General features: G+C 35.0%; 18 protein-coding genes. 16 read left to right on the plus strand and 2 right to left on the minus strand.

Annotated features, from left to right (window positions below; genetic code table 11):
* Positions 1-28: 28 nt before the first annotated feature.
* The 8 genes from GR162_RS10890 to GR162_RS10925 all read left to right on the plus strand — a co-directional run bounded on the left by GR162_RS10890 (position 29) and on the right by GR162_RS10925 (position 10,739).
* On the plus strand, positions 29-1,501 hold the full coding sequence (locus GR162_RS10890) for an aminotransferase class V-fold PLP-dependent enzyme (RefSeq protein WP_160782171.1): 1,473 nt from the start codon (positions 29-31) through the stop codon (positions 1,499-1,501).
* Between the two features lie 608 nt (positions 1,502-2,109).
* Positions 2,110-3,414, plus strand: a complete 1,305-nt coding sequence (locus GR162_RS10895; RefSeq protein WP_160782172.1) for a TolC family protein — start codon at positions 2,110-2,112, stop codon at positions 3,412-3,414.
* An 11-nt stretch (positions 3,415-3,425) separates the two neighbouring features.
* Positions 3,426-4,490: an HlyD family secretion protein gene (locus tag GR162_RS10900; protein ID WP_160782173.1), complete on the plus strand. Its 1,065-nt coding sequence runs from the start codon at positions 3,426-3,428 to the stop codon at positions 4,488-4,490.
* A gap of 3 nt (positions 4,491-4,493) precedes the next feature.
* Entirely contained in the window at positions 4,494-6,062 is a 1,569-nt protein-coding gene (locus tag GR162_RS10905) for an MFS transporter (RefSeq protein ID WP_160782174.1), read from the plus strand.
* A gap of 121 nt (positions 6,063-6,183) precedes the next feature.
* A complete protein-coding gene (locus GR162_RS10910) occupies positions 6,184-6,879 on the plus strand; it encodes a two pore domain potassium channel family protein (RefSeq protein WP_160782175.1) in 696 nt (231 codons plus the stop codon).
* 103 nt (positions 6,880-6,982) lie between these two features.
* Positions 6,983-8,074 (plus strand): AI-2E family transporter, encoded by a 1,092-nt coding sequence (locus GR162_RS10915; RefSeq protein ID WP_160782176.1) that lies wholly within the window; start codon positions 6,983-6,985, stop codon positions 8,072-8,074.
* 220 nt (positions 8,075-8,294) lie between these two features.
* Complete coding sequence (locus GR162_RS10920) at positions 8,295-9,515, plus strand: DUF763 domain-containing protein (RefSeq protein WP_160782177.1); 1,221 nt, start codon at positions 8,295-8,297, stop codon at positions 9,513-9,515.
* A gap of 45 nt (positions 9,516-9,560) precedes the next feature.
* Positions 9,561-10,739: an MFS transporter gene (locus GR162_RS10925; protein WP_160782178.1), complete on the plus strand. Its 1,179-nt coding sequence runs from the start codon at positions 9,561-9,563 to the stop codon at positions 10,737-10,739.
* 12 nt (positions 10,740-10,751) lie between these two features.
* Here the strand turns inward: GR162_RS10925 and GR162_RS10930 are convergent, their stop codons facing one another.
* Entirely contained in the window at positions 10,752-11,225 is a 474-nt protein-coding gene (locus GR162_RS10930) for a hypothetical protein (RefSeq protein WP_160782179.1), read from the minus strand.
* Between the two features lie 10 nt (positions 11,226-11,235).
* On the minus strand, positions 11,236-11,526 hold the full coding sequence (locus GR162_RS10935; RefSeq protein WP_008468434.1) for a hypothetical protein: 291 nt from the start codon (positions 11,524-11,526) through the stop codon (positions 11,236-11,238).
* Between the two features lie 336 nt (positions 11,527-11,862).
* On the opposite strand from GR162_RS10935, the gene GR162_RS10940 reads away from it, so the two are divergent.
* The 8 genes from GR162_RS10940 (at position 11,863) to GR162_RS10975 (ending at position 24,646) form a co-directional block, all read left to right on the plus strand.
* Entirely contained in the window at positions 11,863-12,432 is a 570-nt protein-coding gene (locus GR162_RS10940) for an RNA polymerase sigma factor (RefSeq protein ID WP_119792288.1), read from the plus strand.
* 186 nt (positions 12,433-12,618) lie between these two features.
* Positions 12,619-13,767 carry a FecR family protein gene (locus tag GR162_RS10945; RefSeq protein ID WP_160782180.1) on the plus strand — a complete coding sequence of 383 codons (1,149 nt, stop codon included), beginning with the start codon at positions 12,619-12,621 and terminating at the stop codon, positions 13,765-13,767.
* A 134-nt stretch (positions 13,768-13,901) separates the two neighbouring features.
* On the plus strand, positions 13,902-17,534 hold the full coding sequence (locus GR162_RS10950) for a SusC/RagA family TonB-linked outer membrane protein (RefSeq protein WP_160782181.1): 3,633 nt from the start codon (positions 13,902-13,904) through the stop codon (positions 17,532-17,534).
* Positions 17,535-17,536: 2 nt separating this feature from the next.
* Complete coding sequence (locus GR162_RS10955) at positions 17,537-18,961, plus strand: RagB/SusD family nutrient uptake outer membrane protein (protein WP_066033944.1); 1,425 nt, start codon at positions 17,537-17,539, stop codon at positions 18,959-18,961.
* Between the two features lie 5 nt (positions 18,962-18,966).
* Positions 18,967-21,402, plus strand: coding sequence for a zinc-dependent metalloprotease (locus tag GR162_RS10960; RefSeq protein WP_160782182.1), 2,436 nt, complete (start codon positions 18,967-18,969; stop codon positions 21,400-21,402).
* Positions 21,399-21,920, plus strand: coding sequence for a DUF3347 domain-containing protein (locus tag GR162_RS10965; RefSeq protein ID WP_160782183.1), 522 nt, complete (start codon positions 21,399-21,401; stop codon positions 21,918-21,920). The genes GR162_RS10960 and GR162_RS10965 overlap by 4 nt, the downstream gene beginning before the upstream one ends.
* A gap of 569 nt (positions 21,921-22,489) precedes the next feature.
* Complete coding sequence (locus tag GR162_RS10970; protein ID WP_160782184.1) at positions 22,490-23,542, plus strand: DUF1852 domain-containing protein; 1,053 nt, start codon at positions 22,490-22,492, stop codon at positions 23,540-23,542.
* A 30-nt stretch (positions 23,543-23,572) separates the two neighbouring features.
* Positions 23,573-24,646, plus strand: coding sequence for a methionine synthase (locus GR162_RS10975; RefSeq protein WP_160782185.1), 1,074 nt, complete (start codon positions 23,573-23,575; stop codon positions 24,644-24,646).
* Positions 24,647-24,659 lie beyond the last annotated feature (13 nt).

Genomic DNA, 24,659 nt, shown 5'->3' on the forward strand with positions numbered 1-24,659 from the left:
ATATTAGTTAATTTAAAATGACAAGGATATGAATGCTATTGAGCCAACAACAAAACCAACAGAACCTGAATGTTACTTTTCTAAATTTAGAGAAAATACGGTAGGAATTGACCATACTTTCGAATCGGTTTACGGAGAACAAAATCTAGTTTATGCAGACTGGGTTGCCAGCGGAAGATTATACGCGCCGATCGAAGAGATCATGCTCAATAAAATTGGTCCCATGATTGCCAATACGCATTCACTTTCAAGTCAGACAGGAAAAACGTCTACTTACGCTTATCAGCATGCGAGAGATATCATTAAAAAATCGGTTAATGCCAATGAATCTGATGTCTTGGTAACAACAGGAAGCGGTATGACGGCAGCTTTATCGAAACTGCAGCGTATCATGGCGCTTCGAACAAAGTCAGAAGAAGATAAGCCTGTCGTTTTCATTACACACATGGAGCACCATTCCAATCAGGTTTCTTGGTATGAAACGAATGCAGAAGTGGTTATTTTGCCACCTGATGAGAATAACTTAGTTGATCCTAACGCTCTTGTAGAAGCCCTTGCAAAATATGAAGATAGAAGCTTAAAAATCGGTTCGTTTACGACTTGTTCGAATGTTACAGGAATTATTACGCCTTATCATGAATTGGCCAAAATCATGCATCAAAACGGCGGACTTTGTTTTGTAGATTTTGCCGCTTCGGCACCGTATGTCAAAATTGACATGCATCCAGAAGATCCAGAAGAACAGTTGGATGCTATTTTCTTTTCTCCGCATAAATTTTTAGGCGGTCCTGGAACTTGCGGTATTCTAGTTTTTAATGAAAAATTATACCAATCTGATTTTCCTGATAATCCAGGTGGAGGAAACGTGAAATGGACCAATCCGTTAGGAAAATATTGTTACAGCGATGTGATAGAAGTAAGAGAAGATGGCGGAACTCCTGGATTTCTGCAGGTTATTAGAACAGCATTGGCTTTAGAATTGAAAGAGCAAATGGGAGTGGAGAACATCAAAAAAAGAGAAAAAGAATTGCTTGACCTTTGTTTTTCGAGACTTCAAAAAATACGACGCTTGTCTATTTTAGGAGATTTAAGCACTGAGCGAATTGGTTGTGTATCGTTTGTAATTGAAGATATTCACTACAATCTGATTGTAAGACTTTTAAACGACCGTTTCGGAATTCAGGTTCGCGGTGGCTGGTCGTGTGCCAGTACTTATGCGCATTATTTGTTTAATATCAACGAAAAGAAATCAGCAGAGATTACAAATGAGTTATTACAGCGAAATCAGACCAATAAACCGGGTTGGGTTCGTTTATCATTGCATCCGACTACGAGTAATGAAGAGCTTTTTTATATCTGTGATGCGATTGAAAAAGTGGCTCTGAATTATAAAAAGTGGAAAAAAGATTATGTATATAATTCGGTTTCAAATGAATTTGAAAATCCCGAAATTAAAGATACCATCGCAAGAGAAGTAAACGAATGGTTTAAGTTAGAGTAGTTAGTAGTAAACCTAACAGGTTTTCAAAACCTGTTAGGTTTTTAGTATATAAGTCCAGATCCGTTCGATAAAATTTGGAAATGATAGTCCTAAAAAGAGAGCAACATGGGCCAATGCACTAAACTCAAACTTTTTTATGATATCATTATTATTTCTGGCAAAATTTATCTTATTCTACGTGAAGAGTACACTTTCGCCATCATTCAATAGTCTATTTTAATAGATGCCGTAAAACAGAAAATAATATTTATACGCCGATAACTATATTTTGATTTCTTTCTAAAATTGCAATGATCTATCTGATTGTTGCAATTTTTTTTGCTTTAAAATAAGCCTTAAAGCCTTAAAAATTGTTCCAATTTATAAAATGGAACAATTTTGAGTGTTTGTTCTTTAAAGTGTTGAATAATAATTGTTTAAATTTATATCAGAATAATTATTGCAAAAGAACAATTTCAGATTTTACGCCGTGACTTTTTTATAGAAAGATTTCAAGTTTTACCGAAAGGTTTCTTGAAGAATATTGATTACAAATTCCCAAAAATTAAAAATTAAATCAATATAATCGGATGTGTTATTGGCAATTTAGAGTTTTAAATTTAAAACATTTGACTCTTGTCTTATTGTGCTGCTGTAACTTCAATTTTGCGCAGCAGGATACCAGCAGTCTTGCATCTGCAAAAAAAATAAGACTCGACGAAGCAATTTTATTAGGCATTAAAAATAACCGGCAATTAAAACTGGCAAATGCTGATTTGGCTATTGCTAACGAAAATGTCGGTCAGGCAAAAATTGCAAAAGCGCCAAGAATAAGCTTAAACGGCGGATACAATTATATCGGAGATCCTAAACTCTATGAAGGGTTTTATGCCAGAAATGTCACCGTAGATTATTACGATCATCAGGCTTTTGCCAATATTATTTCTTCACTTCCAATTTACGCTGGAAATGCCATTAATACCAGAATTAATCAGCAGGAATTAATCAGTGAAATGCAGGAATCTGCTGTAAAAATGACCGAAGCCGACGTTAAAAATGCCATTACAGAACAATATTTCACGCTCGAGAAACTGTACCGCCAAATTGAGGTTACGAAACAGAATATTATCAATACCGATATTCGAATAAATCAGTTGAAATCGCGTGTAAAAAACGGTCAGAATCTGACAAGTGATCTTTTGAGAACCGAGTTGCAGCAGTCTAATTTTAAGGTTTCGGTTTTTAGAAGCACCAATACCATTCAGCTCATCAGCAATTATTTGGATATCTTAATCGGTTTTCCAACCAATACGATTCTGAAACCCGAAGTGACAGAAAGTATGATTCCGACAGAAAACATGAACCTGCAGGAAAGTTTAGATGAAGCTTTTCAAAACAGAGAAGAAATAAAACGGGCAGGAATACGAATCAAGTTATCTGAATCTTCACTGAGTTTAACCAAAAGCGGATTTAAACCCAATTTAAATGCAAATCTTATTCTGAATACAGAATATCCGGCGCAATGGCCCAATTATGTAAACATTCTCAATTACTGGGCGGCAGGACTTTCTTTAAACTGGGATATTTCGAGTTTTTATAATTTGAAACATCGTATAAGTGGTGACAAACTGGAAATTGATAAAAGTAATATCGCTCTGGAAGTCACCAAAGATCAGATTACGACAGAAGTAAAAAATGCATTCGTAAGATATGCTGAAAGCAAAGAGAATATCAAAACCTACAAAAAAGATGTTGAGCTGTCGATGAGCAATTATAAAATTGTAAAAAGCCGATATGATAACGATTTTGCATTAATCAGCGAGATTGTAGATGCAGAATTACAGCTAAATAACTCCAGAATTTCACTTGTAAACGCCAATTTAGATTTAATCATTCAATATTACTCACTTCAATATGCAATGGGCAAACTTTAAAATTTCTTGTTATGAGCGAAGCAGATACACAAAAAGAGGCAGTTCAGAAAAGTGAAAAAAAGAGAAACAGCATTCTCACTGTCCTTTCTTTTGTTTTTTTAATTGCAGGAGGAGTGTGGATTTTAAGTTTATTCTTTGATTTCAGCTCTTATGAAACTACAAATAATGCTCAGGTAGAAGCTTACATCAATAATGTTGCGGCAAGAGCAACTGGCCATATAAAAGAAATCCGTTTTGAAGCCAATCAGCAGGTGTATAAAGGCGATACATTGGTTGTTTTAGACGATTCAGAATATATCATCAAAGTCAAACAAGCAGAAGCTGATTTGGCTATAGCCGAAGGAAATCTGCATTCGCTACAGCAAAATATAACCACTTCGATTTCTAATCAGGCTTCTGGAAAAGAAAAGCTGGCGGGAGATTTGGCGAGTTTAGAAAAAGCACAAAAAGATTATCAGCGTTTCAAGAATATGTATGCCGATTCGGCTGTGACGAGAAATCAATATGATCAGGTTATTTCCAAATTAAAATCGGAAGAAGCTTATGTAAAGGCTGGCAGAAAAGGTCTAGATGCCAGCAGTTCGATTACCAAACAAAGTTCGATTAATCTTGAAGCTGCCACAGCAACCGTTGCGAGAAAGAAAGCAGATCTTGATGCAGCAAAATTGCAGCTGTCTTATACGGTTATATTGGCTCCCGCTGATGGTTTTGTTGGCGAACGAAATTTGTCTATTGGCGAATTAATCAATGCCAATCAAACCATTGCGACAATCGTACTGACTGAAAAATTATGGATTTCAGCGAATTTTAAAGAAACTCAAATCGAAAAAATAAAGCAAGGACAAGAAGTGACCATTACAATTGATGCCTTAGACGGAAAAGAATTTAAAGGAAAAGTTGCTGGTTTTTCTCCAGCCACAGGAGCCAAATTCTCTATGGTTGAACCCGATAATTCGACTGGAAATTTTGTGAAAATCACACAGCGTATTCCAGTGAAAATTGAATTTGAAACTCTAACAAAAGAGCTTCAGGAAGTAAGACCAGGAATGAATGTAACAGTTGAAGTAAAAAAATAAGAGATGTTTGCAGGGAAAAAAAGGAGCGTTTTTACATTGGCAGGATTGTATATCCTGACGATTCCTTTTTTTAACGGACTCAATGTCACAACTTATGATAATTCGCAGATATTAGGACATTTCGGACCTTCTACCACGGCTTTTAGTTATGCGGTTTACATTCCCATTTTTGCAATGTTGGCTTTTTTGCCTTTAGGCTTGAAATTAGGAAAACAAATTAAAGTTCGAACCATGATTTTATCGGTTTCGTTTTTGTCTCTGCTTTTCAATACGGCATCCTTGTTTGCGCCCACTATTGTTTGGTTTGTTTTATGCCGTTCGCTTTTGGCAATTGTTTCCATTATCGGAATATTTGCTTCGATGGTGCCCATTTTGTTAAAATACAATCCAGCTTTAAATATGGCTTTGATGTATGGAATTTTTCAGTTTATTCAAAAAGGGAGCCAGCATTTGTATCAGTATTTAGGAGCACATTTTGTGAGTTTTCATAATTGGACGTTTGGAATTTATTTTCTGAATGTCAACTTTTTGATCTGTATTATTCTGGCTTGGTATTTTTACAGAGCCGATGTGGCGCCTCTCAAAACCAAATTTCAATTTGATTGGAGAGGCTGGATTATACTGATTCTATTTTTTACGATTATCCTTTTTTTATGTGCCGAAGGTCAGACCAGAAATTGGTTTAATGATCCTAAAATAACATTAGCTTCAGCAGTTTTGTTTATCGTGGCAGGAATCTATTTGCTTCATGTTCGTTTTACGGAAGAACCATTAATTAATCCGGATGTTTACAAATTTAAAAATGTGATTCCCGGTGCATTTTTAATGTTTTATATCGGAATAATGAATGGGACAGGAAGCGTTGTAACGGGCTATATGACCAATGTTTTAGGTTTTGATCCTGTTTTGGGAGCGGTAACGCATCTCTCACTTTTAATTGGATTATGTATTTCAATTCCGCTTTCGACTTATCTTTTATACAAACGCATTTATCTGGCAACCATTTGGGTCATTGGTTTTGCCTGTTACGGAATGTACCATATTATACTGTTTTTCAGATTCTATCCAGGAATTGATGCATCTGATTTTTATCTGCCATTAATTTTTAAAGGGTTAGGAATGGGATTTCTTTTTCCTGTTTCGCTGCTTTACATTTCAGAGGGAATTCCTCCGTTTTTGAGCACATCGCGCATGATGACTGGAATTATTGCTCAGGCAGTTTTTGCTTCTTTGTTGGGAAGTGCTGTTTTAGGAACTTTTATTTCGAACATGAATGTGCAGCATAAAACTGGTCTGAGCCAGCAACTGAGTCCGATAAATAAACAAGCCGAAAATCAGTTGGAAAATTCAAAAAGACAATTTTTATATATGGGTTTATCAGATGCCGAAGCACAGAAAAAAGCAGAAAAAAGCCTTTCTAATCAAACCTCGCAAGCCTCAATATTATTGGCTTATAAAGATATTTATCTCGTTATGTCTGCAATTTGTTTTCTGCCTATTTTCATTATACTGATTTTCAAACTTTGGCGTAGACCAATTGGAAGAGTTGAAGTAGAGCCGATTCCGATTTGAAGATGAAAGATGAAAGATGAAAAATGAAAGATGAAAAATGAAAGAAGCAAGAGTAAAGAAGTAAGAACATAGATTTTTTCCGAGGTTTCGGGATTGGAATTTAATATTTGAAATTAACATTATGATAGTAAAAAAAGATCGTTTTTTATACCGCTTTTGGACTCAAGAAAAAGGGCTCAGCGGTATGTTGATATTGCTGTTTATCATGCATTTCATTATCATTCCTTTTTTCGGCAGTTATACACGCTTTGTGGTTGCTGTTAATATATTTTGGATGCTGTTTCTCTTTGCTGGAATTTTGGCATTATCCAAACATAAAAAACAGGCTCTAATTATTTCAATAATTCCATTTTTATTTATTGTAACGCAATGGATTAATTATTTTGAACATAATATTTTTATTCTCTTTGCCGACCTTATTCTTTCTATTGCCATCATGCTTCTGCTAATTACTTTGGTTTTAATAAAAGTTCTAGAACCTGGTCCAGTCACCACTTACCGCATTGTGGGTTCGATTGTAGTTTACATGCTGTTGGTTCATTTTTGGTCAACCCTTTATTTATTTCTTTTTGAACATATTGAAGGTGCTTTTCAGATAACCGAAACGAAATTTACAAGCAATAGCGATTTGGCTAGTTTTATGTATTTCAGTTATATCTGTATCACTTCAACAGGTTTTGGGGAAATAGTGCCTCTTCATCCTTTGGCTCGTTCCCTAGTTCAGATTGAAGTGCTTACGGGCGTTTTGTATCCAGTAATCTTAATTGGAAGGTTGGTTTCAGATGCCAATTTCTCTATTAATAAGACTGAGAAGTAATAAAGAATAAAGAATAAAGAAGTCAGAGTACGGATTTATAGAGAGAATTCATTCACCATTAACAATTCACAATTATAACCATTCACCATTAAAAACAATAATCATGAAAACAACTTATTCGAATAAAAAGAAAGAACTCTTTGATACTATTTTGCAGTTATTTTTCATATTTCTCCTTGTTGGGTTTTGTCTTAAATTGCTGTTGCCTTTTTTTATGCCTATCCTTTGGGCTATAATACTGTCTGTTGTATTTTATCCGTTGTTTAATTCATTGCAGCGAATATTAAAAGGACGTAAAGCATTGGCATCGGTTGTCATTACTATTTTGATTATTGCCATTATGGTGGTGCCTCTTATTTATTTCCTGAAAGCGGCGACTGGCAATTTTTTGGAACTGAAGGACAGCTTTGAAGCAGGAACGCTTAAAATTAGTCCACCGGGGCCTTCTATAAAGGAATGGCCGATAATTGGGAAGCCTCTTTACGAGTTTTTGCTAACGATGTCAACAGATTTGGAACAAGGCGTTGTTAAATATCAAGATCAGATTAGAGAATTGTCATCTAAAATTATGGCAAGTATTTTGAGTTCTGGTGCTGCATTTCTTCAATTTATACTTTCGGTTATTATTGCTGGAGTTTTATTAGTATCGCCAGGAGGTAAAGCTTTCTTTATGAAATTCCTTAAAAAAATTGCAGGAAGTGAAGCTGAAGAAATTATGACAATTTCTGTTTCAACAATTTATCAAGTGGTTAAAGGCATTTTGGGTGTTGCCGTTATTCAGACTCTGATCCAGGCCATCGGATTATTTATGGCTGATATCCCTTATGCGGGAATATTGACCTTGATTTGTTTGATATTTTCTATTTTACAAATTGGACCCATTATAATTAATATTGGAGTTATTATCTATCTTTTTTCAACAGGAGATTCTGGCCATGCTGTTTTTTGGACTGTGTTTTTTATCATCAGCGGACTTTCAGATAATGTTTTAAAGCCGCTTCTATTAGGTAAAGGAGCGCTTGTGCCAATGCTTGTAATTTTTCTGGGTGTAATTGGCGGTTTTATCATGTCTGGTTTTATCGGATTATTTGTCGGACCAATTGTGTTTTCAATTGGATATAAATTATTTGTAGCATGGCTGGATGATAATCCTGAGCCAGCTGCAGAACCTGCGGACGATATTGAAATTGTTTAAATTGTAAATTGTGAAATGTGAAATGTGAAATGTGAGATGTGAGATGTGAGATGTGAGATGTGAATGTGAATGTGAACTGCAAGATATGAGTATCATTTTACTTTTCACATCTTACAATCTAAACATCTCACAACTTAAACATTTTACATTTGAATTAACAATTCACAATTTATAATTCACAATTAAAAGAAGTATTTTTGCAGGATTATAATTCCAGCAAATGAAACGTTCCGGCACGGCAGATCTTCCTTTACATTATGGACATGTTCCATTATGGCTTGCTGAGCGAATGTCTAAACTTGGTTTTGCCATTGTGGAAACCATTGCTATGGAATTTTCTACTGCTGAAGTTATTAGCAAATTAAGCAATCCGTTTTGGTTTCAGAGTTTTGGAGCTGTAATGGGAATGGATTGGCATTCGTCTGGAATTACAACTTCGGTGCTTGGAGCTTTGAAAAAATCGGTTAATCCGCACTCAAAAGAGTTGGGAATTTATATCTGCGGAGGAAAAGGAAAACATTCTATGGCTACGCCACAAGAACTTTTATTTGTGGGAGAAAAAACAGGCCTCGATGGAATCAATCTTGCCAGCTGCAGCCGACTTACGGCAAAAGTGGACAATACCGCCATTCAAGACGGATTTCAATTGTATCAGCATAATTTTATTGTAGATAATAAAGGACAATGGGCTGTTATCCAGCAGGGAATGAATCCGAATTCTCGAACAGCCAGAAGATACCATTGGCACTCGCAAGATTTAAAATCTTTTATCAACGAACCGCACACGTTTATTTATGGCGAAAACCAGGGTTCGATTTTAAATCTTACAGCCAATGCCGCAACAAAATCTCGCGAAGGTATTTTAGAATTGGTAAAAGAATCGCCAGCTAAAATCATAAAAGAAATGCAGCATCTTTCTATGCCCGCGCACCATGATGTGAGAATGGAAGATGTGAATATGAAAAGATTGGGCGCCATGCTTTGGGCTACGCATGAAAATAAGCCCGAAGATTTTGAAGAACTGTTACTCTTAAAAGGAATGGGGCCGAGGGCTTTGCAATCTTTAGCTTTGGTAAGCGAAATCATTTATGGAACTCCAACACGATTTGAAGATCCAGCACGTTTTTCATTTGCTCATGGAGGAAAAGACGGACATCCCTTTCCTGTTCCCGTTAAGATCTACGATGAAACTATTGATACGTTGCAAAGAGCGATTAATCGCGCCAAAATCGGAAATAGCGATAAATTGAGTGCCATTCAAAAACTATCTGAGATTTCGCGGAAAGCAGAAGAAAGTTTTACGCCAAACTCCAATTTTGATGCGCTTGTTCAAAGAGAAAGAGAAGAATCGTACAAGTATGGCGGAAGAACCGTTTTTGGCGATGCAAAACCTCCTAAAAAGAAACCTATAAACCCAAACAATCAGCTGGAATTATTCTAAAAATTATAATTTTCTATCAGCCTTTAGTTATATAAAAATCCAATAATGTCACAAAACGAAAAATCAATTTATACCTTACAATTCATTTTACTTTGTTTGAGTTCTTTATTATTTTCATCAAGTTTTAATATGATGATTCCTGAACTTCCTAATTATTTAAGCAGTTTGGGAGGAGCAGAGTACAAAGGGCTTATTATCTCATTGTTTACATTAACAGCTGCGATTTCGAGACCTTTCAGTGGTAAGCTTACCGACAAATGGGGACGTGTTCCTGTTATGGCAATAGGTTCTTCGGTATGTGTGGTATGCGGATTTTTGTATCCGATTTTGAGTTCTGTTTCAGGGTTTTTATTACTTCGTTTGGTTCATGGTTTTTCAACAGGATTTAAACCAACCTCGACATCGGCTTATGTGGCAGATATTATTCCGCAGCACAGATGGGGAGAAGCTCTCGGAATGCATGGATTATGTTTTAGTATTGGAGGTGCACTAGGGCCTGCGCTGGGAAGTATGATTGTAAATAATTATGGAATCAATGTGATGTTTTACACTTCGTCATTTTTGGCTTTCTTTTCAATTATAATCGTAATGAACATGAAAGAAACTCTTAAGTCGAAAGAAAAATTGAACAGATCAATGTTCATTATAGGAAGAAACGATATTGTAGATAAAAATGTGTTTCCTGCGGGAATTATTACTTTTCTTTCGTACACTGCTTTCGGACTTATTTTAACCTTAATTCCAGATTGGAGTGAGCATTTGGGAGCGACAAATAAAGGTATATTTTTTACAGCTTTTACGGTAGCTTCGGTTATGGTGCGTTTTGGGGCAGGAAAAGTTTCAGATAGACATGGCCGACCAAAAGTGATCATGGCTGGATTAATCATAACTTCGATTGCTCTTTTTATAATTAGTTCGGGAAGAGATATTGAGATGTTATTGATTGGAGCTGGAATTTATGGAGTTGGGACTGGTATTTTGTCTCCAGCAATTAGCGCATGGACCATAGATATGAGCAATCCTGAACATAGAGGGAAAGCGGTTGCCACTATGTATATTTCGATGGAACTCGGAATTGGATTAGGAGCGCTTTTGGGTGGAACTTATTATAATGATCAAATCAATCGCATACCGCAAATCATTAGATTTGATATATTGGTGCTAATTTTAGGAATTGCATATCTTACATATTGGGCAAGAAATAAAAAGGGAATTAAAGCATAATTTTATAAAGCATTATTCTTTCCGAATATTTAGTTGCACTTTAAAATTGCCATAATAAGGATTATCGGCCATTAGCGAATGTCCAATTATTAAAACATGAGTTCCTTTTTGTTTCAGCGGAATTTTCAAATCCATTCCAAAAGGACCGTCTGAGGTTTTGTCAGGAAAAATAATCTGATTAAATCGGATGTTTCCTTTTCCCGCATCTGGTAAAATTTGAGCGTTTAATTCGCCCAAATCTTCATTTTTAAATTGAACATATACTTTTGAATTTAGAGAATCTAAATGGCCTTCAGCTGAAAACACATTTTCTTCATTTTTGAAATTCATAGCAATAGTATCGCCTATTTGTTTATTTTCCTGCTTTTTTTCTTTTTGAACAACAGGCATTGGTGATTCAGCAGATTCAGCAGAAGCTTTTTTGTTTTCCTTCTGCTGACATGAAAAAAAGAAAATTGAAATTAGAAGTATAAACCAATTTTTCATAGTGCTATTTTTAGTTCATCATTTCAAAGCTTCCTGGTTTTTCTTCGTTCTCATCATATTCTCCTGCAAGATTATCATTTAAATCTTCTTCTTCTTCCCAGTCATTTTCGTCATATTCCGAGTCGAAATCATATTCAAGATTATCTTCCAATTCTCCTAGTTCTAGATTGTAGTGATTAGAAGCTGTCAGCCTATTGTTATAATCGCCTTCTAGATAATCATCATAATTTAATAATAGCTGTTCCTCGTAAGAATTCATTTCTAATCCAAATTCGTCTGACATGTAATTTTCTGATCTCATATTAAATAAGTTTTAAAGAATAATTGTATCTAATTCTGTATTAGATTATTCTAAAATTACATTCTAACACGGCTAATTGTTTTATATAATTTTCTAACAGTCTTATCAAATTTTCATTTAACCAAAAAAAGGCAAGGGCAAGAAGATTGAAAAAGTACAAATTGGTTCTTTTTCCAACTATAATTCTGGCTATTCAATATTATTAAGATTAATCATATTGATATTTAAAAAAATGCTTTACGAAATCCTTTGCGCTTGTTTTAACTGCATCATCTTTTGGTTTTTAACACTAAAAATGTTTAATATTGTGTTTTTGATCCTCACTTTTTATTGTTAATGTCTGTTTACCGCAAATATGCTGATCATATTTTATTGAATCTTCTTAAGGAAGATGATCAATTAGCGTATACAGAAATTTTTGAGAGATATTCCAGACTTTTAGTAAATCATGCTTACAAAATGATTGGGAATCAGGATGAATCAAATGACGTTGTTCAAGAAGTATTTTTATTTATTTGGAACAAACGCCATGAGCTGGAAATTACGGGTTCTCTATCTTCTTATTTGTACAAAGCAACAAAAAACAAAATCCTTAATCATATTGCTCACGAAAAAGTAGTTTCGCGTTATGCCGATTCGATTTCGAATTTTATTGAAAGCGATTATGTTTTTGCTGATTCTAAACTTAGAGAAAAAGAATTGGAGGCAATGATTGAAAACGAAATAGCCTTACTTCCTGAAAAAATGCGTGAAGTTTTTCTTTTAAGAAAAGTAGAAGAACTTTCGTATGATGAAATTGCCTTACAATTAAATATAACCGACAAAACAGCTAAACAGCAAGTTTATAATTCGCTGAAAATTCTTCGTGGAAAACTAAAATCGGCCCTAAATGTTTTCATTTGGTAATTTTTTCTTGTTCTTTTTGTTAAAATTTAAAACAAAATTTACTTCTAATAACCTCATTAATAAAGAGAAACTAACGTTTCGATGAATTTATTAATGATAAATTAATATTTTTTTGATTTTCATCTATGACAAAACCCATTTCTAACTGTCTTACTATAAAACAAGACAAAATTTCGTGTTGTAATTATGAATGAAACTGAATTTCTAGAACTGCTTAAAAAATATCAAAATGGCACTTTATCTCATGAAGATAAGGATAAACTTGATGTGTGGTATTTACATAAAGCGTCGAATAGCAAGAGACAGCTTAGTGAGTACGAACTGGCAGATAGTTACGAACATTTGAAATCGAGGCTTCCGTTGGCTCAGAAAACGAAAGTGATTAGTCTTTGGCCACGCGTGGCAGTCGCGGCATCGATCGCGGTGCTGTTGGGCGCAGGAATATTCTTTTTTGCGAAACCGGAAACAGGGGCAAAACAAGAAAATATTCAGATTGTCGAAAAGGCAAAAGATATTGCTCCAGGCGGAAACAGGGGGATTTTGACACTTTCTAACGGAAAGCAGATTGTACTTTCGGATATTTCTTCGAAAGATATCATTGCTAAAGAAGATCAAGATGAGGTAACTATAAAAATGGATGCCAATGGAGTGATTACTTATGTTATAAATCCAGATGCAGATATTTCAAAAGAAAATGGCAATTCATTTAATACACTTTCTACGCCAACTGGAGGGCAATATAATATTGTCTTAGCAGACGGGACAAAAGTATTTCTGAATGCCGTTTCGTCCATCAAATATCCAACTCAGTTTAACGGAGATCAAAGGGTGGTAGAATTGGAAGGAGAAGCCTATTTTGAAGTTGCTAAAAATAAAAATAAACCCTTTATAGTAAAATCAGATAAACAAAGCATTGAGGTTTTAGGGACACATTTTAATGTTCATGCCTATAATAATGAAGCGACTGTAAAAACTACATTATTGGAAGGAAGTGTTGCGGTTTCTTCTAAAAATCAGAGAGCAATTTTAAAACCAGGCCAGCAGTCTAATATAAGTGATAATGCTGCTAAAATTACAATTAGAGAAGTTGATACAGAAGCAGCAATAGCTTGGAAAAATGGCCGATTTAAATTTGATAATGCTGATTTAAAATCGGTAATGAAACAGCTTGAACGCTGGTACGGAATTAAAGTAGAATACCGTCGCGATGTTTCAGATGTGAGATTTAACGGAGGTACTTTTAGAAATAAAAATTTGTCTGAAGTATTAAAAGTACTTGAGCTTAGCAATATACAATTTAAGGTTGAAGGAAAGACGATTATTGTTTATCCCTAACCTTTAAGTTTAACCGATTATATTGAGTTTATAAACTAAAAAACCAGAGGCAGTTGCGATGCTTCTGGTTGTTTAAAAAGTTTATAGCCAATATAAGTTGTCCACTATTGTTTAACTATAACCAATGTAAATGTATGAAATTAAATTTACAACCAAAAAAACCTTACAAAAAACTTAAAAAAAAGATTCCAAAAGTTAGTTTTCTGGCTTTATTAAGTCTTCTGTTTACTTTGTTTTGCAGTTATAAGAGCCAAGCTCAGACTATTACTGTCAATTTTAAAGACGCATCGCTTGAGACGGTATTAAAAGAAGTGGCCAAACAAGCTAATTATGAAGTTTTTTACACTCAAAAACTGCTTAAAGATGCTAAACCTGTTACTATTAATGTAAAGAATTCTTCATTGAAGGAAACTTTAAATCGGATTTTCAGCGGTCAGAATTTAAAGTTCAATCTTGCAAACCAAACTATAGTAGTTACTGGTTCAAAGGATAAATCCGAGAGCTTGGGAAACGAATTAATCGATATAAGAGGAAAAGTATTAAACAATAAAAATGAACCTTTTCCTGGGGTAACGGTTACGGTTTCTGGAACCAATAGAGTAAGTGTAACCGATTTTGATGGTAGTTTTTCTTTTGATAAAGTTCCATCGAGTGCTGTTCTTGAATGTTCTGGATTAACTATTGAGAATAAATCTTTTGGGATTGCAGGACGCACAGAATTAACACTCATTGTGGAAGACAAGGTGGCTGCAATGAAAGAAGTTGTGGTAACGGGTTTTCAAACCATTGCCAGAAGTAATTTTACTGGTGCTATTGGTAAAGTTGATCAAAAGGTGTTAAATGAAAATATTAATGGTAATTTATCTAGTGCGCTTGAAGGCCGTGTAGCTGGTTTGATGTTTCAAAAAAATCCAAGCGGACTTGGATCTGATCAGCCTATATTAAGAGGTATCGGTACTTTTTCTGCAGATGTGGGGTACAGCCCTCTTGTAGTAATAGATGGTCTGCCAACGGAATTAACATTGGATGAAATCAATCCTTATGATATTGAAAGCGTAGATGTGCTTAAAGACGCCGCTGCGGCTTCTATCTACGGATCAAGAGCGGCAAATGGTATTATTGTATTAACTACCAAAAAAGGAAATGGTAAGTTAAAAGTTACGGTAAACTCAGATTTCTTTATTTCAGATAAACCAAATTTGAGAGATATGAACTATGCCTCGACAAGTGATCTAATTGATTTTGAACAGGCGGTTTATAATAGAGAAAGAGCAAGATTTGCCGATACGGCTACCATGTTTAGCAGTTACGGAGATGTTGGAAACAGCAGTACTAAATATTACAGTCCACTTTATCAATTAAACAGAAATTTGGAAGAAGGTAAAATTGATAATGCCAATTACAACAGTACTCTTGCGCAATGGAGAAAGAACGATTACAATAAAGATTACCGTGATAATGTTTGGCAAAATGAATTCAGACAACGTTATAATATTGCATTTTCAGGAAGTACAAGCAAACAGAATACTTATGTTTCTCTTAATTACGATGAATCTAAAAATCGTATAAAATACAATACAGGACGCGCATTCAATCTTTATGCAAAAAGTAGTTTTCAGATAAACGATTGGCTAAATGCAACATTTGGAATAAATGGAACATACAGTAATGATGATGTTACAGAATATGATCTAGGCAATTACGACATTCAAAAACGATACGAACGTATTACAGATGATAACGGAAATTTAGTGCAATCTTCCTTTGCATCAGTTAAAGATGGATTTACTTCTAGCGGTGCTCTTAATCCAGCAATGGTTGAAAAATTGGCAGGCTTAAGCGGTTTTAAATCTTTTAATTTTAATGTTTTAGATGCGCTTAAAGAAGGTATTGAGGAGCAAAATTCATTAAGCCTAAGAACTTTCGCTAACGTAAAAGCTAAATTATGGAAAGGTCTAAGCTTTAATACACAATTTCAATATGAAGTAAGAAAAAATGATAGAGAACAATATCATGATGTCAATTCTTATAGAATGCGTTATGCTATCAATGCATTAACAGGCTATAATCCGACTACAAATGCATACACTTACGTTGATGGCTTTTCTACAGGAGGAAGATACAAACAGGCAAGCAGTCAGGCAAGTAATTATTCTTTTAGAAATCAATTAGATTTTAATCAAGAGTTTGCAGAAGGCAAGCACTCAGTTAATGCATTAGTTGGTACAGAAATGCGCGAAACTTTTGTTCCAAGAAGCATAGAGCAACTTCGATATGGGTATGATCCTGTTACGCTTACTTCTGCAGTATTAAACAATCTTGCACTTAGCCAAACGGGAGTTTCTAGTTATATTTTTGGGAGTAACAGAACACTTTCAGCGTTAGGCAGAACACAGCAAGAAATCCTTCACCGTTACTTTTCTATTTTTAGTACTGCCAGTTATACTTATTTATCAAAATACAACCTTACGGGGAGTTACCGAGTAGATAGAGCAGATTTGTTTGGAGTTGATCCAAAATATAAAAACCGCCCATTATGGTCTGTAGGTTTAGGCTGGAATATCAGCAATGAAGATTTTATGAAAGAAGTTAAATGGGTAAGTATGTTAAAATTGAGATCAACTTATGGTATAAACGGAAATGTTGATCAAAATACCACACCTTATATTACCGCTACAAGAAGAAACGATAACCTGTATCAATCTTTACAATATACAAATATTACGGCTCAGCCAAATCCGATGTTAAGATGGGAAAAAACACAAAGTACCAATATTGGTGTAGATTATAGCTTATTTAGAGCTAAATTAAACGGTACGATTGATGTTTATCACAAATACAGCAGCGATTTATTGGCGACTACAGATCTTGATCCTACTGTTGGTGCTTTGTCGAGAAAAATCAATGCAGGAGCTCTATTAAATAAAGGTATAGAATTTAGTATTGGTTCTGAATGGTATAATAACGGTAATTTCCGCATTAATTCTAATTTAGTTTTTGCCCACAACAAGACAACCGTTAAAAAAGTAACAAGAGCAGAATCGACAGCATCGGTATATGTTTCTTCGCCAACCAATTTTTTTCTAGAAAATGAATTATTTAATAGCATGTATGCTTACCAATACGGAGGAACAGTAAATGGTTATCCTTACGTTTTGGATGAAAATGGAAATCCTTCTATAACTTTTGATGAAAACGGAAATCCAGTTTCTACAAGTATAAAAACAATTACCAATGCAGATGCCCTAGTAAATGTGGGGACTTTAATGCCAACTTACACAGGTTCATTATCTCAGCGTTTTTCGTATAAACAATTCGATTTAAATTTCTTGTTTGTTTTCTCGGGAGGAAACGTAATGCGTAAAGAAACCTTAGATATGAGTTCTGATGCCGTAAATCTTTCTGGTATCACAGATCGTTATACTGACACAAATAGAAATGACAATACTCGTTTGTATGTTGATTTTGCCGAAAATATTAGAAATTATGCAGGAACAATAAGCAGCCAATGGAGAAACTCAACAGCAAATGTTGTAGATGGCGATTATATTAAATTGAGAAATATTTCTTTGGCTTATAATCTTCCTAAAGCTTTTGCAACTAAAATAAAGATGGCGTCTGCAAAATTTACTTTTCAAATGAATAATATTTGGTATTGGAGTGCAGCTGGTAATCGTATTGATCCAGAGGTTTATAGTCTAAATTCTGGTACACGTAATTTACCATTGCCAAAAACGTATTTACTAGGTCTTAATCTTACTCTTTAAAAATGAAACAGGTTTATATACTATTATTGTCTTTGATGATGTTAACGATTTCATCATGCGAAGAATACACTGAAATAACACCCAAAGGCGCTTTGGTGATCGAAACTCCTCAACAATTTCTTGAATTAGTTTCGCTGCCAAATAGAGGGTATCCAATCAATAACTTTCAATATTTGTCAGATGACCAATGGATGAGAGAAGCCAACGTAATAGGAAGAACGCCAAACATTGACATCATTAATTTTACTTTTGATGAAACTATAGACAGGGTTTCTTTATTCACAGCTTCAAGTTTTTATAATCAAGCTTATACTTATATTAATAGATGGAATACTGTTATTTCGTTGGTTGATGATAGTAAAGGAGATGAGAGCATAAAGCAATTGGCCAAAGCCGAAGCTAAAATTTACAGAGCATACGATCATTTCTTATTAGTAAATACGTATGCTAAGGCATATGATCCGCAAACCGCTGCGACTGATGGAGGAATTTGTATCATGGATAAATTTGATCTGGAAGCGCAGCCTTCAAAATCTACTGTTGCCCAGGTTTACGATTTCATACAAAAAGATATAGAAGATGCGTTGCCATATCTGAAGGAAAAACCAATGGATGTTTATCACCCATCACTCGCATTTGCCTACGCATTTAAAGCTAAAGTACATTTGTTTAAACGCGAAATTGCGGCGGCACAGGCTGCGGCAGAAAAGTCATTGAGTTATAACAATCAGATATTTGATATGGTTGCTTACAGCGCAAAAGGAGGGCCAACATCAGTGGCTGTTCCAGCTGCAGACAATATTGAAGTTCTTAGTTATATGTACATGACAGGTTATAACGAAATGAATTTTGCGCAGAGCTATATTATTAGCCCTGAATTGAGAACTTTATTTGGAACAAATGATGCTCGTTTTAATTTGTTTTTCAATTCTACCAGTACAACCAATTTAGATCAGGGTTCGAATACTGCTTATTGGGGAGTTCAATATACAAGGTTTTTTTATCCAACAGTTGGCATGAAGACTACTGAAGTATATTTAATGCTGGCAGAATGTTATGCCAGAGACAATAAATTAAACGAAGCAGTAGGAGTTTTAAATACTTTAAGAGCAAAACGTATTCTATCTGGCACAGTAAATTTAACGGTTCCTGCTACTAGAAAAGAAACTATGGAATTGGTGGTGAACGAACGCAGAAAAGAACTACTGTTAGGATTTAATAGATTTTTTGACCTAAAGCGATTAAATACAGAAGCAGAATATGCAAAAACAATAACAAGAGTATTTCCAATCGTAAACAAAACAGTTCCTCAAAAGACTTATACATTGCAGCCTAACTCAAGATTGTACATTATTCCGTTTCCTTTATCGGCACTGACAAAAAATCCAAAGCTTACTTTAAATACAGACGAAAAAGTTCCGTTTTAATTTCAATGAAAAAGTTAATTATAATACTAACCATGCTGTCTGCTTGGCAGCATGGTTTTGCTCAAACCCCAGAAAAAAAAGCCGATAGTACCAGTACACAGCCCAAAGGCATGCAGGCTTATAATAAGGTAATAACAGAAAAAGCAAAAAATAAATCAGGGCTTTTTACTGTAAGCCAGGTTGATACTAAATATTATTTTCAGATTCCAGATAGCTTGTTTAATAGATACATGCTAGTGGTAACACGATATTTATCTACTCCGGAAGGAATGGGAGCTTTTGGAGGAGAAAAAGCCAACGAACAAACCATTTATTTTGAAAAAGGAGCTAATAACACGGTTTATTTGAGATCGCTGCAATATAAGCAAGATGTGCGTTCGGCTGATTCAATGTTGGCAAAAGCATTGGCTGGAAGTAATGAAAACCCAATTGTAGGGGCTTTTCCAATAAAGACAACTAATCCAGATAACGGAAATATTGTTATTGATGTAACAGATGCATTCAAAAAAGATAATCCGATGTTTTCTTTAGAAAGCAAAGAGAAAACAGAAAAAAAACTGACTTCTCTTGCCGATGATAAATCTTTTATTGAGGCTATTGATACCTATGCAATCAATATCGAAGTGAAAACCACAAAAACGTACACAAGCAGTACTGCAAGCAGCGGAAGCATAACCATTAGATTAAATACATCTATTGTATTATTGCCTAAAACACCAATGCGCAAACGCTTTTTTGATGAAAGAGTGGGATACTTTGCCAACAAATATGTCCTTTTTGATGATGACGAACAACGCGCACAGAAGAAATTTATCATTCAGAGATATCGTTTAGAGCCAAAAGAGAAGGATATTAAAAAATATCTAAAAGGCGAATTGGTTGAACCAAAAAAGCAAATCGTTTATTACATAGATCCAGCAACGCCAAAAAAATGGAGGCCATATTTAATTGCGGGAATCAACGACTGGCAGAAAGCTTTCGAGGCCGCTGGTTTTAAAAATGCGATTGTAGGGAAAGAATGGCCAGAAGACGATAAAACGATGAGTCTAGAAGATGCAAGGTATTCTGTAGTAAGATATTACGCTTCTGAAACGCCAAATGCCTATGGGCCTCGTGTGAGCGATCCAAGAAGCGGTGAAATTATAGAAAGCCATGTTGGTTGGTATCATAATGTGATGAAATTAGTGCAGCGCTGGTATATGATTCAGGCTGGACCTCTTGACGCGAGAGCAAGAAAAATGCATCTGGATGATGAATTAATGGGACAATTAATCCGTTTTGTTTCTTCGCATGAAATAGGTCACACTATTGGTTTACGCCATAATATGGGAGCAAGTAATGCTACTCCAGTAGAAAAACTTCGTGACAAAAAATGGGTAGAAGCCAATGGCCATACCGTTTCTATTATGGATTATGCCCGCTTTAATTATGTGGCGCAGCCAGAAGACAATATTAGTCCAAAAGGAATTTATCCGCGTATTGGAAGCTACGACAAATGGGCGGTTCAATGGGGTTATGGATATTATCCAAATGCGAAGGACGAGTTTGAAGAAGAAAAAATATTGGCGAAATTAACTACTGATAGTTTAGCTGCTAATCCTAAATTATGGTTTGGCGGAGAAGGTAAAGATGAAGATCCGCGCAGCCAAAGAGAAGATATCGGTGATGACGCAGTAAAGGCAAGTGATTACGGAATAAAAAATTTAAAGCGCGTTGTGCCAAATCTTATCGAATGGACCTATCAGCCTAATGATGCTTATGACAATTTATCGGATATGCATAAAGCGGTGGTGTCACAATATAGTATCTATTTGTACCACGTACTGAAATATATCGGCAATAATTACGTAACCAAAAGAACTGTAGATGAAAAAGGTGTTGTCTATCAGCAGATACCAAAAGCAAAAGTAAAAGCCGCAATTGATTATGTAGGAAGACAATTGTTTGTAGCTCCCCTATGGATGTACCCGCAGGAAATTGATCAGCTTATTTCTTTAAAAACAGCTGATCAAATTTCAGATCAGCAGAATCAGGTTCTAAATATGCTTTTAAGCCCAGGCATGCTGTACAATATTAGTCTTAAATCGATCCAGTTTGAAAATGCTTATACAGTTCCTGAATTTCTAAATGATTTACAGCAAACAGTTTGGGTGAAATTTACAGGCGATGAAAAACAAGATTTTTACAGAAGAAGTTTACAGCGTGGTTATATTGAAAAACTAGGCATGTTGCTTTTGCCGAAAGAAACAGAACCAGGTAAAGCTCTAAATGCAGCGCAAAGAAGTGATGTGAGACTATACGGGAAACAGCATCTTATTAAATTAAGAACCGATGTTACAAAGCTTATGGATGCTTCAACAGGATTTAATAAAGATCATTTCGAAAACATTTTAATCGAAATCGATAAAATCGTTAATAAATTAGATAAAACCGCAATATGAAAAAAATATTAGTTATAGCATTTATTTGCTTAAGTACTTTGGCTCAAGCACAATTAACATCAAAAGAAGAAGTGACTCCAGAATTGGTGCAAAAAAGAGAAGAGCAAAAGAAAGAAATTACAAAGAGTTATTTGGCTTTAAAAAATAGCTTAATACTTTCGGATAGTCTTGTTGCCGTTAAAAGTGCTGTAGCTTTGACAAATTCTTTGAAAAACTTCAAGTTTAAAAAGTTAACGTTGGAACAAATGAACATTGCTACAATTTCAAGAAAAGAAATTATAGAATTGGCTAATCAGATTGCCACGACAAAAAACATTAATAAACAGCGCAAGATTTTTGAGACTCTTTCAGTAAAATATTGGGATCAGGCAGCAAAATTTAAAGCAGCAGATGAAACATTATATTTACAAGTCTGCCCAATGACTGGTGCAGTTTGGACAAGCGATAGTAAAGAAATCAAAAATCCGTACTATCCAAAAAATATGCTTACCTGTGGTGAAGTAAAAGCAACTTTATAGTTTTTTTAATTTGAATTAGTTTGATAGATGCGGTCTTCTTTGTAGGGAAGCCGTATTTGTCGTTTAGAATACTTAATGCAACCGTTATAGTTAAAACTATTGTAGAAACAATTGAAAAAAAGCCTGTAAACATCAAGTTTACAGGCTTTTTTGTGGAGTCGCGGGATTTCATTCGAACAGCTAATTCCCATCGTAATGTTTATTGATAAACTTAAATAATATCCATTAAAATAGTATATGTGATTTAAGTTCGAGACAAAGAAGATTGCAATCATTTTACATTATGTCCAGTATTTGAAAGTAGTATTATTTGAGCTTTTATCAGGTGTAATTTTTCCTTTATATTTTCTTTTTCGAGTTTTTGAAGTAATAAAGGAAACTCCGAATCAATCTTCTTAAGTGCACTAAAGAATAATTATCTGTTTTCTTTCATTATTATATTTGTTTAAAGGATAATAATCTTTATAAGCATACATAAAAAGAATAATTATCTGATTTTTAGTATGAATGAAAATATTTAATCTTTTATTTTAAAATTTGCAGGATAAAAAACTAAATATTATCATCAAATGAAAGCGAACATACAAGAAGAAAGGGAAATAAACGAAAAGCAAGATATTAAAACCACTCAGAATGCAATCAAGAATGATTTCGCATTCAAACTAAAGAGCACCTGTTTAGATGAAAACTATCACCCCTCAAGCCAAACGCGTTTGACAACCAATTTTGCGAATCTGGCTAGAGGAGATAAGCGCCAGCAAAACTTACGCAATGCCTTAAATATGATTAACAATCGATTCAATGCATTGGCTCATCTGGATAATCCAAAAGCTGATCGTTACCTTATAGAACTTGAAATCCTCACAGTAACGATGAGTATTGATGATAAAAATGGCAGTAACGATTTACCGATGATTGAAGTTTTAAAAACGAATATTATTGACCGTAAAACTGGCCAGCAAATCGAAGGGGTTGCCGGAAACAATTATTCTTCTTATGTTCGTGATTATGATTTCAGTATTTTATTGACCGAGTACAATAAAAATAAATCTACTTTTTCTATTCCTGAAAATTTTGGCGATTTGCACGGCAAACTTTATAAATGTTTTGTGAATTCGGTCACTTATAAAGAGCATTTTAAGATGTCACCGATCATTTGTTTAAGTGTATCGAGCAACAAAACGTATACCCGCACTGACTACCAGCATCCTGTTCTGGGTTTTGAGTATCTGCAGAATGAATATTCTCTCACTGATGAATATTTCTCTAAAATGGGATTAAAAGTTCGTTTTTTCATGCCTCCGAATAGTGTGGCACCGATGGCTTTTTATCATTCTGGAGATCTGCTTGCTGATTATACTGATCTTGGATTAATCAGCTCAATCAGCACAATGGAGACTTTCCAGAAGATTTATCGCCCTGAAATTTACAATGCAAATTCAGTGGCTGGAAAAATCTATAAGCCTAGTCTTAAACACGAAGATTATTCATTGACTCGCGTGATTTATGACCGCGAAGAGCGCAGCCGACTGGCTGTTGAGCAGGGTAAATATGCAGAAGAGCATTTCATTAAGCCTTACAAAAGTCTCTTGGAACAATGGTCTGCTAATTTTACCCTTTAATTGATTACAACGCATTAAAATTATATTATTATGAAAAAATTATTACTACCCACCTCTATTGTTGGAAGTTTACCCAAACCAGCCTGGCTTGCACCACCCGAAAAACTTTGGTCACCATGGAAATTAGAAGGAGATCAGTTACTTGAAGGGAAACAGGATGCTCTCCGCATTTCTCTGCAGGAACAGCAATTGGCAGATCTAGATATCATTTGTGACGGCGAACAAACACGCCAGCATTTTGTAACGACTTTTATCGAGCATTTAAGCGGTGTAGATTTTGAAAACCGTAAAACCGTAAAAATCCGTAACCGTTATGATGCGAGTGTTCCAGTGGTTGTAGGTGAGGTTGCACGCCAAAAAGCAGTTTTTGTTGAAGATGCTAAATTTTTACGCAAACAGACTAATAAACCTATAAAATGGGCATTGCCAGGCCCGCTGACAATGGTAGATACCTTGTACGACGACCATTATAAAAGCCGAGAAAAATTGGCATGGGAATTTGCGAAAGCACTCAATCAAGAAGCAAGAGAACTTCAAGACGCAGGGGTAGATATTATCCAGTTTGATGAACCTGCATTTAATGTGTTCTTTGATGAAGTGAACGATTGGGGAATGGCGGCATTAGAAAGAGCCATTGAAGGTTTACATTGTCAAACTGCTGTTCATATTTGTTATGGTTATGGAATACAGGCAAATACCGATTGGAAAAAGACATTAGGTTCTGAGTGGCGACAATACGAAGAAATTTTCCCGAAAATTCAAAAATCTAAAATTGATGTGGTGTCTTTAGAATGTCACAATTCCAATGTGCCTTTAGATTTAATGGAATTGGTTCGCGGTAAAAAAGTAATGGTCGGTGCCATTGATGTGGCAACCAACACTATCGAAACGCCAGAAGAAGTAGCTGATACCCTGCGTAAAGCTCTTGAGTTTGTAGATGTCGAAAATCTTTACCCTTCTACAAACTGCGGTATGGCTCCGTTATCTCGAAACGTAGCTAGAGGCAAATTAAGTGCTTTAAGCGCAGGAGCAGAAATTATACGCAAAGAACTTGGGATTAGTCTCGATATTAATAATGGAGTCCATACTTCTATGGAGGAATAATATTTAATACACA

Origin of the sequence: Flavobacterium sp. HBTb2-11-1 (genome assembly GCF_009826975.1) — a bacterium.
Lineage (GTDB): Bacteria > Bacteroidota > Bacteroidia > Flavobacteriales > Flavobacteriaceae > Flavobacterium.

Bases quoted from the DNA above. Each gene is read 5' to 3' on its own strand.
- GR162_RS10940 (WP_119792288.1), top strand. From the start codon at position 11,863: ATGTCTGTTTACCGCAAATATGCTGATCATATTTTATTGAATCTTCTT.
- GR162_RS10935 (WP_008468434.1), bottom strand. From the start codon at position 11,526: ATGAGATCAGAAAATTACATGTCAGACGAATTTGGATTAGAAATGAAT.
- GR162_RS10915 (WP_160782176.1), top strand. From the start codon at position 6,983: ATGAAAACAACTTATTCGAATAAAAAGAAAGAACTCTTTGATACTATT.
- GR162_RS10930 (WP_160782179.1), bottom strand. From the start codon at position 11,225: ATGAAAAATTGGTTTATACTTCTAATTTCAATTTTCTTTTTTTCATGT.
- GR162_RS10910 (WP_160782175.1), top strand. From the start codon at position 6,184: ATGATAGTAAAAAAAGATCGTTTTTTATACCGCTTTTGGACTCAAGAA.
- GR162_RS10950 (WP_160782181.1), top strand. From the start codon at position 13,902: ATGAAATTAAATTTACAACCAAAAAAACCTTACAAAAAACTTAAAAAA.
- GR162_RS10900 (WP_160782173.1), top strand. From the start codon at position 3,426: ATGAGCGAAGCAGATACACAAAAAGAGGCAGTTCAGAAAAGTGAAAAA.
- GR162_RS10975 (WP_160782185.1), top strand. From the start codon at position 23,573: ATGAAAAAATTATTACTACCCACCTCTATTGTTGGAAGTTTACCCAAA.
- GR162_RS10965 (WP_160782183.1), top strand. From the start codon at position 21,399: ATGAAAAAAATATTAGTTATAGCATTTATTTGCTTAAGTACTTTGGCT.
- GR162_RS10890 (WP_160782171.1), top strand. From the start codon at position 29: ATGAATGCTATTGAGCCAACAACAAAACCAACAGAACCTGAATGTTAC.
- GR162_RS10970 (WP_160782184.1), top strand. From the start codon at position 22,490: ATGAAAGCGAACATACAAGAAGAAAGGGAAATAAACGAAAAGCAAGAT.
- GR162_RS10925 (WP_160782178.1), top strand. From the start codon at position 9,561: ATGTCACAAAACGAAAAATCAATTTATACCTTACAATTCATTTTACTT.
- GR162_RS10945 (WP_160782180.1), top strand. From the start codon at position 12,619: ATGAATGAAACTGAATTTCTAGAACTGCTTAAAAAATATCAAAATGGC.
- GR162_RS10905 (WP_160782174.1), top strand. From the start codon at position 4,494: ATGTTTGCAGGGAAAAAAAGGAGCGTTTTTACATTGGCAGGATTGTAT.
- GR162_RS10920 (WP_160782177.1), top strand. From the start codon at position 8,295: ATGAAACGTTCCGGCACGGCAGATCTTCCTTTACATTATGGACATGTT.
- GR162_RS10955 (WP_066033944.1), top strand. From the start codon at position 17,537: ATGAAACAGGTTTATATACTATTATTGTCTTTGATGATGTTAACGATT.
- GR162_RS10960 (WP_160782182.1), top strand. From the start codon at position 18,967: ATGAAAAAGTTAATTATAATACTAACCATGCTGTCTGCTTGGCAGCAT.